A 13,040-nucleotide genomic window follows, 5' to 3' on the forward strand; every position below is an offset into this window, starting at 1 on the left:
GATCAGGCATGAACCGTTACCCGGTCTGGAAGTACGCGATCATCGTGATCGCGTTGCTCGTGGGCGCGATCTACACGCTGCCCAATTTCTTCGGCGAGGCGCCCGCCGTGCAGGTGTCGTCGGCCAAGGCCACCGTGAAGGTGGACAGCGCCACGCGCACCCGGGTCGAGCAGGCCCTGGCCGCCGCCGGCATCCGGCCGGAGGCGATCACGCTCGATCCGAACTCGGTCAAGGTGCGCCTGGACAGCACCGACGCCCAGCTCAAGGCCAAGGACGCGATCCAGAAGGCGCTGATCCCGGATCCGGGCGACCCGACCTACATCGTCGCCCTGAACCTGCTGTCGGGATCGCCGCAGTGGCTCACCGCGCTGCACGCGTTTCCGATGTACCTGGGGCTGGACCTGCGCGGCGGCGTGCACTTCATGCTGCAGGTCGACATGCAGGCGGCGCTCACCAAGAAGGCGGAGTCGCTGGCCGGTGACCTGCGCAGCATGCTGCGCGAGAAGAACATCCGCCACGGCGGCATCACGCGCAACGGCCAGACCGTGGAGGTCCGCCTGCGCGACCAGCAGATGCTGCAGCAGACGCGCGCCCTGGTCGCCGACCAGTTTCCCGACCTGCAGGTGGCCGAAGCCGCCGAAGGCAGCGAGTTCAAGCTGACGGCGACCATCAAGCCGGAGGCGGCGCGCAAGGTGCAGGAGCAGGCGCTGCGGCAGAACATGGTGACGCTGCACAACCGCATCAACGAGCTCGGGGTGGCGGAACCGGTGATCCAGCAGCAGGGCCTGGACCGCATCGTGGTGCAGCTCCCCGGCGTGCAGGACACCGCCAAGGCCAAGGACATCCTGGGTCGCACCGCGACCCTCGAGGTCCGCATGGTCGACGAGAGCGCCGAGGCGCGCGCGGCCGAAGTCGGCACCGGCCCGGTCCCGTTCGGCGACGAGAAGTACATGGAGCGCAGCGGCCAGGCCGTGGTGGTCCGCAAGCAGGTGATCCTCACCGGCGACAACCTGACCGACGCCCAGCCCGGCTTCGACAACCAGACCCAGGAGGCGGCGGTACACCTGACGCTGGACGCCAAGGGCGCCCGCATCTTCAAGGACATCACGCGCGAGAACGTCGGCAAGCGCATGGCGATCCTGCTGTTCGAGAAGGGCAAGGGCGAAGTGGTGACGGCGCCGGTGATCCGCAGCGAGATCGCCGGCGGCCGGGTCCAGATCTCGGGCCGCATGACGACCGTGGAGGCCAACGACACCGCGCTGCTGCTGCGCGCCGGCTCGCTGGCCGCGCCGATGGAAATCATCGAGGAATACACGATCGGCCCGACGCTGGGCAAGGACAACATCACCAAGGGCTTCCACAGCGTCGCCTGGGGCTTCGCGGTGATCTGCGCCTTCATGACGGTCTACTACATGCTGTTCGGGCTGTTCTCGGCGCTGGCGCTGGGCGTGAACCTGCTGCTGCTGGTGGCGGTGCTGTCGATGCTGCAGGCGACCCTGACGCTGCCCGGCATGGCGGCGATGGCGCTGGCGCTGGGCATGGCGATCGACTCCAACGTGCTGATCAACGAGCGGGTGCGCGAGGAACTGCGCAACGGCGCGTCGGCGCAGGCGGCGATCACGGCCGGCTACGAGCGCGCCTGGAGCACCATCTTCGACTCGAACATCACCACCCTGATCGCCGGCCTGGCCCTGCTGGCCTTCGGCTCCGGGCCGGTGCGCGGGTTTGCCGTGGTGCACTGCATCGGCATCCTGACCTCGATGTTCTCCGCGGTCTTCTTCTCGCGCGGCCTGGTCAATCTCTGGTACGGCCGCAAGAAGAAGCTCAAGACCGTGTCGATCGGGACGGTATGGCGTCCACCGGCGGATGCGGCTATAACCAAAGCCGAGTAAGCAAACGGATGCTTGGGACCGCCTGTCCGCCGCCCTTCGGGGGACACGGCCGGGTGGTCCGGGCGAACAGACGTGGAGCCTGGCGCGGCGGCGCCGCATGCGAACCCTCGCATGCCCTGCCGCCGCAGCTGCGGCTACAAGAAGGAAGAGCGTGGGTTTTTCGGCCCGGGCGACAGGCGCGACAGCGCCTCTGAGCCCCCGCTGAACCGCCTCGCGCAGCAAGAGGACGAGCGTGGAGTTTTTCAAGATCCGGCGGGACATCCCGTTCATGGAGAACGCGTTGATCTTCAACGTGGTCTCGTTCATTACCTTTGCCGCCGCGGTGTTCTTCCTGGTCACCCGCGGCCTGCATCTCTCGGTCGAATTCACGGGCGGCACCGTGATGGAGCTGGCCTACTCGCAGCCGGCCGACGTCGAGAAGGTCCGCCAGAGCGTGTCGACGCTGGGGTTTGCCGACGTGCAGGTGCAGAACTTCGGCACCTCCCGCGACGTCCTGATCCGCCTGCCGGCGCAAAAAGGTGTGAGTTCGGCGCAACAAAGCGAGAAGGTGCTGGGCGCCTTGCGCGCCCAGGATCCCGCCGTGACGCTGCGCCGCACCGAGTTCGTCGGGCCGCAGGTGGGCGAGGAGCTGGCCACCGACGGCCTGAAGGCCCTCGCCATGGTGGTGGCCGGCATCATGATCTACCTGGCCTTCCGCTTCGAATGGAAGTTCGCGGTGGCGGCGATCATCGCGAACCTGCATGACGTGGTGATCATCCTGGGCTTCTTCGCCTTCTTCCAGTGGGAGTTCTCGCTGGCGGTGCTGGCGGCGGTGCTCGCCGTGCTGGGCTATTCCGTCAACGAATCGGTGGTGATCTTCGACCGGATCCGGGAGAACTTCCGGCGCTATCGCAAGATGACCACCATCCAGATCATCGACAACGCGATCACCTCGACGATCAGCCGCACCATCATCACCCACGGCTCGACCCAGATGATGGTGCTGTCGATGCTGCTGTTCGGGGGCCCGACCCTGCACTATTTCGCGCTGGCGCTGACCATCGGCATCCTGTTCGGCATCTATTCGTCGGTCTTCGTCGCGGCGGCCATCGCCATGTGGCTGGGCATCAAGCGCGAGGACCTGGTCAAGTCCGCCGGCCGCAAGGAAGAGGATCCCGACGACCCGAACGCGGGCGCCACCGTGTAGGGGCCGTCCGTGAGCACGCAGCGACCCACCCGCGAATCGGCCGCCGGCCTGGCCCGCCGGGTGCGCGAGCAATTCGTGGCGCAGGCCGAGGCGGGGCTCGCACCGCTGTACGACGCGATCAGGTCGCGGCTCGGGGAACTGGCCGAGAGCAGCGTCAACGTGCGCGAGATGTACGAGCTGCGCGACGCGATGGTGGAGGTCGAGCAGAAGGGCCGCGACTGGGTACGCGGCACCGGCACCGCCTGGCGCCAGGCGGTCGTCCCGCCGGCGGCGGCGCCCGGCCGGGCGCAGTTGCAGTCCGCCACCCTCGAGCTGATCGGCGACGACGTCGTCGAACGCAAGATCGTCTCCTCGCGGCTGGCACTGGCGATTCGCGAGCACGCGTCCTGGGAACTCAACGACCTGCGCGTTCGCATGCAGCATCTTGAGGGCGGCGATGCCCTCGAGGGCAGCGACGTGCTGCGCCCGGAAGCGCTGACCCAGATGATGGTCGAGCAATGGGAAAAGGCCGCCCTGAGCCGCGAGATCTGGACCCTGGTGCACGACGTCGTGCAGCGCGCGCTGGCAGAGCAGATGCCGAAGGCCTACCGCGCGGCCAACGAGCACCTGATTGCCAAGGGCGTGCTGCGCGACATCGACCTGAGCGCCCGGGTCAAGCGCAGCGCCGCGCCGCGGCGGCCGCCGGCGCCCGGCGGCGCGTTCGACGCCGAAAGCACGCCCGAGGACGGCGGCCAGTGGGCCGACGGGCACCAGGACGGCGGCTACCAGGGCGACGGCCCCCAAGGCGGTGGTTATCAGGGCGGTGGTTACCAGGGCGGTAGCTATCAGGGCGCTGGCTCCGCGGGCGGCGTCCCCGGGGGCGGGCCGCAGGGCGGCCGCCATCAGGGGGGCCACCAAGGCGGCTTCGCCGAGGGTGCCCTGGGCGGCGGCCAGCAGGCGGGCAGCGACGAAGGCGGCTACGGCGGGCCAGTGCCCGGCGGCTACCGCAGTGGCGGCTGGGCGCGGGGCCCGCAAGGCGGCTATGGACCGGGCGTTGGCCTCGAGCCGGGCGAGGGGCCGGGCGGTCCGCGAAGCCAGGGGGTCGCGGACGAAACCCGCCTCATGACCTCGCGACCGGCGCTCGGCCGCCATGCCGCGGGCGCCGGCGCGGCGCGGCGCGCCACCGGTGTCCTGGGCCAGCTGAAGCGGTTCCTGCGCGACCGCGTCGCGGGCTTCGACGGCGCTCCGCTCAGCCAGCCCTCGCCCGGCCTGGTCGAGGCGATCTCGCGCGAGCAGGCCACGCAGCGCGATACCCAGCTGCGCGCGGGCAGCGAAGCCGCCGGCATCGTCTATGACGACGCGGCCGTCCAGGAAGTCGCCGGCGACCTGCGCCGCCGCACCGGCGAGCTCAAGAAGAAGGCGTCGACCCAGAGCGAGAAGGCGATCATCGAGATCGTGGCGCTCATGTTCCAGAGCATCCTGGCCGAGGAGCGCATCCCGCCGGCGATCCGGGTCTGGTTCGCGCGCCTGCAGATGCCGGTGCTGCGGGTGGCGATCGCCGAGCCCGAGTTCTTCGGCTCGCTCGAACACCCGGCCCGCCAGCTGATCGACCGCATGGGCTCCTGCGTGATGGGCTTCAACGCGACCGAGATCAGCGGCAGCGCGCTCGAGATGGAAATCAAGCGCGTGGTGCAGGTGATCGAGCAATACCCGGAGACCGGCCGGCGCGTGTTCCAGCTGGTCTACGACGAATTCCTGCAGTTCCTCTCGCGCTTCCTCACCGAGAAAGGACCGACCCAGCGGCTGGTCACCGTCGCCCAGCAGGTGGAGCAGAAGGAAACGCTGGCGGTGCAGTACACGATCGAGCTGCGCACGATGCTGTCGGACATTCCGGTGCGCGACGAGATCCGCGAGTTCCTGTTTAAGGTCTGGGCCGAGGTGCTGGCGCTCGCCGCCGTCAAGCACGGCGCGCAGCACGAAGACACGCTCTCGCTCAAGAAGTGCGCCTCCGAGCTGGTGTGGGCGGCCAGCGCCAAGCCCAATCGCTCCGAGCGGGCGCGCGTGATCCAGGACCTGCCGCGGCTGCTGCAGCGCCTGCGTCATGGCATGTCGCTGATCGGCATGGAAGGCCAGGAGCAGGAAAGCCAGATCAAGCGGATCGGCGACATCCTGGCCGACGCCTTCCTGCTCAAGACCGAGGCGATCCCGCACGAGCGCATCGAGGACATGGCCGAGCGGCTCGCCCACCTCGAGGACTTCGTGATGACGGCCGACTCGAGCACCGAGCTGCCCCTGGACGCCGAGAGCATCGAACTGATGCTGGGCATCGACGCTTCGCTGATCACGGTGGTGGCCGACGGCGGCTCCAGGCCCAGTTCCGCGGTGGCGGCATGGGCGGCGGAGCTGCAACTCGGCCACTGGTTCACGCTCGATCACAACGGCGCCACCAACCAGGTGCAGTACGCGTGGCGCAGCGACCGCGGCCAGCTGCACCTGTTCGCGGCGCCGGACGGGCGCAGCTTCCTGCTCCAGGCCGGCAGGCTGGCGGCCTACCTGCAGGCCGGCTTGCTTGTGCCGGCCGAAGACGAGGCGCTCACGGTGCGGGCCACGCGCGAGGCGCTTGCCAAGCTCGACGCCAATCCGGAACGGCTGCTGCAATAAGGGGCCGGGCCGCGGCGGCCGGCCGCGTCAGTGGGCCAGGCGGTCTTCGCCCGCGTCGCACAATTCGTCCAGCACCAGGGCGTCGGGCTCCTGTCCGAAGCTCCAGTACACCATGAGGACGATGATCTTCAGGTCGTCGAGCGTGACCGGCCCACCGGGCGCGGCCAAGGCCCGATCCATGACGATCTCCCGCATCGGCGCCGGCAGGACGCCCGCCGACTCCAGGAACGAGATGAAACCGAGGCACTGCGCGCCGAGGTGGTCCTGTTCGGCGACCGAATAGACCCGCATGCTGTCCCTCGAGGGGGCCTTGCCGGCAGCGGGACTGGCCGGCGGCTCCGGAACGCGGGTGTGCTGGGCTGCGAGGTTGAGGCCGTCGAGCCAGACCAGGGCGTCGTGGATTTCGGTGGGCTCGAAGCCGTGGGCGGAGAGCTTGCGTCCCAACTGCTGCAGTTCGGGGCACGCGTCGCCGCGCCAGTAGTGTTCGTACACAAAAACGAGCACTTCAAACATGCCCCAATATAGCCCAGAACATGGCGGCACGTCGTAAGCAGCTACACCGGTGTGTTGCGCCTCGGCGTCATCGCTTCAGGTCGATTCGATGCGCTGGAACAGGCCGCCTGGCAGGCGTGCCACGTGGCCCTGCAGTTCGCATTCGAGCAGGCGGGCCTGCAGCACCGCCGGCGCCATGCCGGTGCGCGCGACCAGTGCATCGAAGCTCACCGGATCGAAGCCGAGCGCGGCCAGCAGCTCGCTTTCGGGCTCGCGCTCGCCTGGTTCGTCGGTGGCTGGAGCGGCGCCGGCCCGGCGGGCGGGCAGCGCCAATTCCTCCAGCACGTCCTGCGCCGTTTCGACCAGCTTGGCACCCTGCTTCAGCAAGGCGTGGCAGCCGCGGGCCTGCGGCGAATGGATCGAGCCCGGGATGGCGAACACGTCCTTGCCCTGTTCGGCGGCCAGGCGCGCGGTGATCAGCGAGCCCGATCGCAGCGCCGCCTCCACCACCACCGTGCCGGCGCTGAGCGCCGCGATGATCCGGTTGCGGCGCGGGAAGTTCGGCGCCAGCGGCGGCGTGCCCAGTGGGTACTCGCTCACCAGCAGCCCGCGCCGCGCGATCTCGTGCGACAGGGCCAGGTGCTGGCCCGGGTACACGCGGTCGAGCCCGGTGCCGACCACGGCGATCGTGGCAAGCTGCCCCGCCGGCGCACCTTCGAGCGCGCCCTCGTGCGCCGCCCCGTCGATGCCGCGCGCCAGCCCCGAGACCACGGTGAGGCCGGCCTGCGCGAAGCTGCGGCCGAAGTGGCGCGCGTTGGCCAGGCCCTGCGGCGTCGGGTTGCGGCTGCCCACCACCGCGATCGCATGCGGCCATTCGGCCGGCAGCCGACCCAGCAGGTACAGCAGCAGCGGCGGGTCTTCCGTCTGCAACAGCGCCGGCGGATAGGCGGGATCGGCCAGCGTCAGGATGCGGCGGGGCGCCGTCTCGTCGGCGCGCAGCCAGGTCCAGCTGGCGTCGAGTTGCCCGGCCAGGCCCTCGGGTTCGACGGCCAGCGCCTGGGCCTGGCCGCCGGCCACCTGCCGCCATGCCGCGGGCGCCTGCGCGAACAGTTGCTGGGGCAGTCCGAACGCGGCGAGCAGCCGCCGCGCGGTGGCGGTGCCCACTCCCGGCGTGAGCGCCAGCCGCAACCAGGCGGCCAGCTCCTCGCGCTCCATGGCGGGCGGCGTTACTGCGGGCTGACGACGCTGTCGCCAACCTGCACCGTGTTGTTGATCTCGAGGATCAGCCCGTACGACAGCCGCTCGAACGGGCGGAACACCAGCAGCAGGCCGTTGCGCTCGTCGGGCAGCTTGATGGCCGTGCGCTCGCCCGGCTGCGAGCGGTCGAGGCGGCGTTCGCCCGCGGTCATGATCGCCAGCACGTGGCCGCTCTCGATGCCGTCGGCCGTCCCCTTGTTGATGACGACCACCTGGTTCTGGCCGGCGATCGCGACCGCGTTGCCATAGACCGACACGATGGTGCCCTGCAGGCCCCGCGCCGGCGCGTGCGGCACGTAGTTGGTGAACAGCCGCGGCGGCTCGGGCAGCAGCCGGTCGCCCACCCGCATCTCTTCCTTGGCGCTGAGGATGTCGATGGTGGCCGGCACTGGCAGTTGCTCCTGTCCGCCGCCGGCGGTCTTCACGGCCTGCGTGCCTTCGCCGCGCACCAGGACGGCCTTGCCGAGGTACTGCGCCTCGTAGCCGAGCACGGCGCTCGTCACCGGATCCTTCAGCGGCCGGGCGTCGCGGAACACCCGGTAGTCGCTGGCGCCGGTCTGCACCTTGAGCGGGGCCGCCAGCGGGCCGCGGGCGTAGGCGCGGTCGCCGCGCGTGATCAGCACCCGCGCTTCCGGCGCGGCCACGATGCGCGGCGCGTTGGTCAGCACCGCCTCGTCGACGATGACCGGTTCGGTCAGGAACGCCTCGATCGCGTTGCTGCGCAGGGTGGGGATGGCCGAATCGGCCAGCGCCTCGGCCCGCACCCGCGGCGACACCCGCACGGTCTGCATCGGCGGCTGCTCGCCGTTGGCCGCCTGGCGCACGCGCAGCGTGGCGCGGCCGTCGCGTTTTTCCAGCACCAGCTGCTGGCCCGGGTAGATCAGGTGGGGGTTGCGCACCTGCTCCAGGTTCATGCCCCACAGCTCCGGCCAGCGCCAGGGCTTGGTCAGGTACAGGCCCGAAATCGCCCACAGCGTATCGCCGCGCTTGACGGTGTATTCGTCCGGGGCATTGGGCGCCAGCTCCGACAGCGGCACGCCCGCCTGCGCGACCTGCTGTGCCGTGCTGCGCTGGGCCGGCGTCACCGGCAGGGTCTGCGCCAAGGCCGGCGCGGCCAGCGCGGCAAGCAGGATCCAGCCCGGCAGCATGGCGGCCGCGGCGCGGTGGGTCGTCTCGTTGTGGCTGTGTTGGTGCATCGTCCCCGCGACGGCCCCCGGAAGGGCGTCTTCTCTTGACAAAGTACTGGCGATTCTGCGCTCAAGCCCTTGATTGGGCAACGTTTATGGCCGGCGGCGAACGCCCGCCGCGGGGAAAGTGGCGAAAATAGCGACATCCCAGGCAGCGAACCCGCGGGCGGCGCAATGATCCAATACGCCACCAGCGGCCACCTCCGGCCCCACACCATGGCACTTCTTCCGATCCTCTGTTATCCCGATCCACGCCTGCATACCGTCGCCAAGCCGGTGGCAGCGGTCGACGCGCGCATCCAGGCGCTGGTCGACGACATGCTCGAAACCATGTACGACGCCAGCGGCATCGGGCTGGCCGCGACCCAGGTGGACGTCCACGAGCGGCTGGTGGTGATCGACGTGTCCGAGGAGCGCAACCAGCCGCTGGTGCTGATCAATCCGCAGATCACCTGGGCCAGCCCCGAAAAGCAGGTCAACGACGAGGGCTGCCTGTCGGTGCCGGGCATCTACGACGGCGTGGAGCGGTCCGCATCGGTGAAGGTCACGGCCCTGGACCGCGACGGCAAGACCCGCCAGATCGAGGCCGAGGGCATCCTGGCCGTCTGCATCCAGCACGAGATGGACCACCTGCTGGGCAAGGTCTTCGTCGAGTATCTCTCGCCCCTCAAGCGCAACCGCATCAAGACCAAGATGCTCAAGTCCCGCCGCGAGACGGAGCGCGCATGACCCGAGCCCCGCAGCGCCTGCCAAGCCAGTTCCTCGGGCTGGCGCTGCCGCTGCTGCTGGCCGCCTGCGCCAGTCCCTTCCACGGCTACGGCGTGCAGCCCGGCACTGCCCGCGAGGCCGTGCTGGCGCGGATGGGCCAGCCCACGCGCAGCGTGCGGCTGGCCAGCGGCGAACGGCTGCAGTACTCGCTGCAGCCGTTCGGCCAGTATGCGTGGATGGTGGATCTGGACCCCTCGGGCCGGGTGATCCGCTCGCGGCAGGTGCTCAATGCGAACGACTTCGACCGGATCCAGCCGGGCTGGACCCGCGACGACGTCGAGCGCGAATTCGGCCCGCCGGCGATGGTGGATCGCGTCGCCAGCTGGAACGGGCCGATCATGACCTACCGCTGGAACGACGGCAGCGACATGTTCTACTTCGTCTATCTCGACGGCCAGAACGTGGTGCGGCGCGCCCACCCCGGGATGGAATTCCACAACGCGCCCGACCGCGACTGAGGACAGCCGCGGCACACGGCAGGCGCCCCGGCGCCGCCCGCGCCCCGCCACTCGACATCCATGCGCATCGTTTTTGCAGGCACCCCGGAGTTCGCGCGCGCCGCCCTGGAGCGGCTGCACGCGAGCGGCGCGACCATTCCGCTGGTGCTCTCGCAGCCGGACCGGCCGGCCGGCCGCGGCCTCAAGCTGCAGGCGTCCCCGGTCAAGCGCTTTGCCCTGGACCACGCCATCCCGGTGGTCCAGCCGCGCAGCCTGCGGCTGGACGGCAAGTACCCCGAGGAGGCGCGGGCCGCCCGCGCCGCCTTGGAGGAGGCGCGTCCCGACCTGATGGTGGTCGCCGCCTATGGCCTGATCCTGCCGCAGTGGGTGCTGGCGCTGCCGCGGCTGGGCTGCTTCAACATCCACGCGTCGCTGTTGCCGCGCTGGCGCGGCGCGGCGCCGATCCATCGCGCCATCGAAGCCGGCGACCGCGAGACCGGCATCACCATCATGCAGATGGATGCCGGCCTCGACACCGGCGACATGCTGCTGGTGGAGCGGCTGCCGATCGCGCCCGATGACACCACGGCGACCCTGCACGACAAGCTGGCGGCGCTTGGCGCGCGCCTGGTCGTCGAGGCGATCGAACTGGCCGCTTGCGGCGGGCTGCAGCCGCTGCCGCAGCCGCGCGAGGGGGTGACCTACGCCCACAAGATCGAGAAGGCCGAAGCGGCGATCGACTGGTCGCACCCGGCGGCAGCGATCGAGCGGCGGGTCCGCGCCTTCGACCCGTTCCCGGGCGCCACCGCGACCCTGGCCGGCGAGAACGTGAAGGTCTGGCGCAGCACGCCGGCGGCGGCGACGACCGAGGCGGAGCCGGGCACGGTGCTGAGCGCCGACGGCGGCGGCATCGTCGTCGCCTGCGGTACCGGCGCGCTGCGCCTGACCGAACTGCAGCGCGCCGGCGGCAAGCGGCTGCCGGTGGCGGACTTCCTGCGCGGCTTCCCGGTGCCTGCCGGCGCGGTCTTCGATTAGCCAGCCGTGTTCTTTCTTCCTTCGAATTTCCGCCATCCGGCGTTTCGTGAAGGCGCGCGCGACATGGCGCCGCTGGCGGCCGGCATCTCGGCCTGGGGGCTCATGACCGGCGTGGCGATGGTCAAGTCGGGCATGAGCGTGGTCGAGGCACTGGCGATGACCTTCCTGGTCTATGCCGGCAGCTCGCAGTTGGCGGCCATCCCGCTGATCGTCGCCGGGGCGCCGATCTGGGTGATCCTGGCCACCGGGTTCTGCGTCAACCTGCGTTTCGTCGTCTTCAGCCTGCACCTGCGGCCCTACCTGATGCACATGCCGCGCTGGCAGCGGCTGGTGAACGGCTACCTCACGGCGGACCTCAGCTACGCGCTGTTCACCCGCCGCTTCCCGGTCGCCGGCGAGACGGCGGCCGAGCGGCGCGAGCAGGAGGCCTACCTGGCCGGCAACTACGGCGTGACCTGGTGCAGTTGGATGCTCACGGGCGTGGTCGGCATCGTGCTGGCCAACTTCATCCCGAGCCGCTGGGGGCTGGGCTTTGCCGGCGTGCTGTGCCTGATCGGCATTCTCTGTTCGCTGGCCAACACGCCGGCGCGGCTGACGGCGGCGGCGCTGGCCGGTGTCGCCGCGGTCGCCGCCTACGCCTGGCCGCTCAAGCTCAACATCGTCGCGGCGATCGGGGCCGCGGTGCTGGCCGGCTTCTGGCTCGAGCACCGGCTGCCGCCGACCTGGAGGCGGGCCGCATGAGCGGCGCCACCGACCTGTGGACGCTGGCCGTGATCGTCGGCCTGGCGGCCGTCACGGTGCTCACGCGCTGTTTCTTCTTCATCCTCGACCGGCCCTGGACCATGCCGCGCTGGGCCCATCGGGCGCTGCACTATGCACCGGTGGCGGCGCTGGCCGGCGTCGTCGCGCCCGAGGTCGTGATGCAGCAGGGCCACCTGGTCGCGACCTGGCAGGACGCGCGCCTGTTTGCGGCGCTGGCCGGCGCGCTGCTGTATTTCTGGCGCCACAGCGTGCTGCTGACCATCCTCGGCGGCATGGCGGTGTATCTGCCGCTGCACCTCGCCCAGGGCTGGTAGCGGCCGCCACCGCGGCCGCCAGCGGCTTCTAGAATGAGAGGTTTTCCGTGGGACCGCTCCTCGCCATGCATGTGCTGCGTTTTTCCGATCTCTGTGCCCAGGGCAAGGTTGCCGGGCAACGCGTGTTCATCCGCGCCGACCTGAACGTCCCGCAGGACGACGCCGGCCACATCACCGAGGACACCCGCATCCGCGCGTCGGTCCCGGCCATCCAGCTGGCGCTGCAGTCCGGCGCCGCGGTGATGGTGACCTCGCACCTGGGGCGACCCACCGAAGGCCAGTTCAAGCCCCAGGATTCGCTGGCCCCGATCGCCAGGCGCCTGGGCGAGCTGCTCGGGCGCGAGGTGCCGCTGGTGCGCGACTGGGTCGATGGCGTCGCCGTCCAGCCGGGGCAGGTCGTGCTGCTGGAGAACTGCCGCCTCAACAAGGGCGAGAAGAAGAACGACCCCGAACTGGCGCGCAAGATGGCCGCCCTGTGCGACATCTTCGTGCACGACGCCTTCGGCACCGCGCACCGCGCCGAGGCTTCGACCTACGGCATCGCGCAATACGCGAAGATCGCCTGCGCCGGCCCGCTGCTGGCGGCCGAGATCGACGCGATCGGCCAGGCGCTCGCCAATCCGAAGCGGCCGCTGGTCGCAATCGTCGCCGGCTCGAAGGTCTCCACCAAGCTGACCATCCTGAAATCGCTGGCGCGCAACGTCGACCAGCTGATCGTCGGCGGCGGCATCGCCAACACGTTCATGCTGGCCAGCGGCCTGAAGATCGGCAAGTCGCTGGCCGAGGCCGACCTGGTCGGCGAGGCCACGTCGGTGATCGAGGCGATGAAGGCGCGCGGCGCCGAGGTGCCGATCCCCGAGGACGTGGTGGTGGCGCGCGAGTTCAAGGCCGACGCGCCGGCCACCGTCAAGGCGGCCGACCAGGTCGCCGACGACGAGATGATCCTCGACATCGGCCCGAAGACCGCGGCCCGCCTGGCCGCCCAGCTCAAGGCCGCCGGCACCATCGTGTGGAACGGGCCGGTCGGCGTGTTCGAGTTCGACGCCTTCGCCCACGGCACCGAGAGCATC

General features: G+C 70.3%; 12 protein-coding genes. 9 read left to right on the forward strand and 3 right to left on the reverse strand.

Features of this window, described 5'->3' with window-relative positions; translation table 11 throughout:
- The first annotated feature begins 8 nt into the window (after positions 1 to 8).
- The 3 genes from secD to VNT59_RS18530 all read left to right on the forward strand — a co-directional run bounded on the left by secD (position 9) and on the right by VNT59_RS18530 (position 5,718).
- Positions 9 to 1,892: a protein translocase subunit SecD gene (gene secD / locus VNT59_RS18520; protein ID WP_325500848.1), complete on the forward strand. Its 1,884-nt coding sequence runs from the start codon at positions 9 to 11 to the stop codon at positions 1,890 to 1,892.
- Between the two features lie 232 nt (positions 1,893 to 2,124).
- A complete protein-coding gene (gene secF, locus VNT59_RS18525) occupies positions 2,125 to 3,078 on the forward strand; it encodes a protein translocase subunit SecF (RefSeq protein ID WP_325500850.1) in 954 nt (317 codons plus the stop codon).
- Positions 3,079 to 3,087: 9 nt separating this feature from the next.
- Positions 3,088 to 5,718, forward strand: a complete 2,631-nt coding sequence (locus VNT59_RS18530) for a DUF1631 family protein (RefSeq protein ID WP_325500852.1) — start codon at positions 3,088 to 3,090, stop codon at positions 5,716 to 5,718.
- A gap of 27 nt (positions 5,719 to 5,745) precedes the next feature.
- Here the strand turns inward: VNT59_RS18530 and VNT59_RS18535 are convergent, their stop codons facing one another.
- From VNT59_RS18535 to VNT59_RS18545, 3 genes are all read right to left on the reverse strand, one after another.
- Complete coding sequence (locus VNT59_RS18535; RefSeq protein WP_325500854.1) at positions 5,746 to 6,231, reverse strand: DUF494 domain-containing protein; 486 nt, start codon at positions 6,229 to 6,231, stop codon at positions 5,746 to 5,748.
- A 75-nt stretch (positions 6,232 to 6,306) separates the two neighbouring features.
- Positions 6,307 to 7,425, reverse strand: coding sequence for a DNA-processing protein DprA (gene dprA, locus VNT59_RS18540; protein ID WP_325500856.1), 1,119 nt, complete (start codon positions 7,423 to 7,425; stop codon positions 6,307 to 6,309).
- A gap of 11 nt (positions 7,426 to 7,436) precedes the next feature.
- A complete protein-coding gene (locus VNT59_RS18545; protein WP_325500858.1) occupies positions 7,437 to 8,663 on the reverse strand; it encodes a LysM domain-containing protein in 1,227 nt (408 codons plus the stop codon).
- A 207-nt stretch (positions 8,664 to 8,870) separates the two neighbouring features.
- On the opposite strand from VNT59_RS18545, the gene def reads away from it, so the two are divergent.
- The 6 genes from def to VNT59_RS18575 all read left to right on the forward strand — a co-directional run.
- Positions 8,871 to 9,383 (forward strand): peptide deformylase, encoded by a 513-nt coding sequence (gene def, locus VNT59_RS18550; protein WP_325500860.1) that lies wholly within the window; start codon positions 8,871 to 8,873, stop codon positions 9,381 to 9,383.
- Positions 9,380 to 9,880, forward strand: a complete 501-nt coding sequence (locus tag VNT59_RS18555; protein ID WP_325500862.1) for a hypothetical protein — start codon at positions 9,380 to 9,382, stop codon at positions 9,878 to 9,880. Before def ends, VNT59_RS18555 begins: the two co-directional genes overlap by 4 nt.
- 60 nt (positions 9,881 to 9,940) lie before the next feature.
- On the forward strand, positions 9,941 to 10,894 hold the full coding sequence (fmt, locus tag VNT59_RS18560; protein WP_325500864.1) for a methionyl-tRNA formyltransferase: 954 nt from the start codon (positions 9,941 to 9,943) through the stop codon (positions 10,892 to 10,894).
- A 63-nt stretch (positions 10,895 to 10,957) separates the two neighbouring features.
- Positions 10,958 to 11,635 (forward strand): AzlC family ABC transporter permease, encoded by a 678-nt coding sequence (locus VNT59_RS18565; protein ID WP_325500866.1) that lies wholly within the window; start codon positions 10,958 to 10,960, stop codon positions 11,633 to 11,635.
- On the forward strand, positions 11,632 to 11,970 hold the full coding sequence (locus VNT59_RS18570; RefSeq protein WP_325500869.1) for an AzlD domain-containing protein: 339 nt from the start codon (positions 11,632 to 11,634) through the stop codon (positions 11,968 to 11,970). The genes VNT59_RS18565 and VNT59_RS18570 overlap by 4 nt, the downstream gene beginning before the upstream one ends.
- A gap of 65 nt (positions 11,971 to 12,035) precedes the next feature.
- A partial coding sequence (locus VNT59_RS18575) for a phosphoglycerate kinase (protein ID WP_325500871.1) occupies positions 12,036 to 13,040 on the forward strand: 1,005 nt, incomplete at its 3' end.

Origin of the sequence: Ramlibacter sp., from assembly GCF_035554825.1 — a bacterium.
GTDB lineage: Bacteria > Pseudomonadota > Gammaproteobacteria > Burkholderiales > Burkholderiaceae_C > Ramlibacter.

Excerpts from the sequence above, each read along its gene's own strand:
- secD (WP_325500848.1), top strand. The coding sequence starts at position 9 with ATGAACCGTTACCCGGTCTGGAAGTACGCGATCATCGTGATCGCGTTG.
- VNT59_RS18535 (WP_325500854.1), bottom strand. The coding sequence starts at position 6,231 with ATGTTTGAAGTGCTCGTTTTTGTGTACGAACACTACTGGCGCGGCGAC.
- dprA (WP_325500856.1), bottom strand. The coding sequence starts at position 7,425 with ATGGAGCGCGAGGAGCTGGCCGCCTGGTTGCGGCTGGCGCTCACGCCG.
- VNT59_RS18545 (WP_325500858.1), bottom strand. The coding sequence starts at position 8,663 with ATGCACCAACACAGCCACAACGAGACGACCCACCGCGCCGCGGCCGCC.
- def (WP_325500860.1), top strand. The coding sequence starts at position 8,871 with ATGGCACTTCTTCCGATCCTCTGTTATCCCGATCCACGCCTGCATACC.
- VNT59_RS18555 (WP_325500862.1), top strand. The coding sequence starts at position 9,380 with ATGACCCGAGCCCCGCAGCGCCTGCCAAGCCAGTTCCTCGGGCTGGCG.
- fmt (WP_325500864.1), top strand. The coding sequence starts at position 9,941 with ATGCGCATCGTTTTTGCAGGCACCCCGGAGTTCGCGCGCGCCGCCCTG.
- VNT59_RS18565 (WP_325500866.1), top strand. The coding sequence starts at position 10,958 with ATGGCGCCGCTGGCGGCCGGCATCTCGGCCTGGGGGCTCATGACCGGC.
- VNT59_RS18570 (WP_325500869.1), top strand. The coding sequence starts at position 11,632 with ATGAGCGGCGCCACCGACCTGTGGACGCTGGCCGTGATCGTCGGCCTG.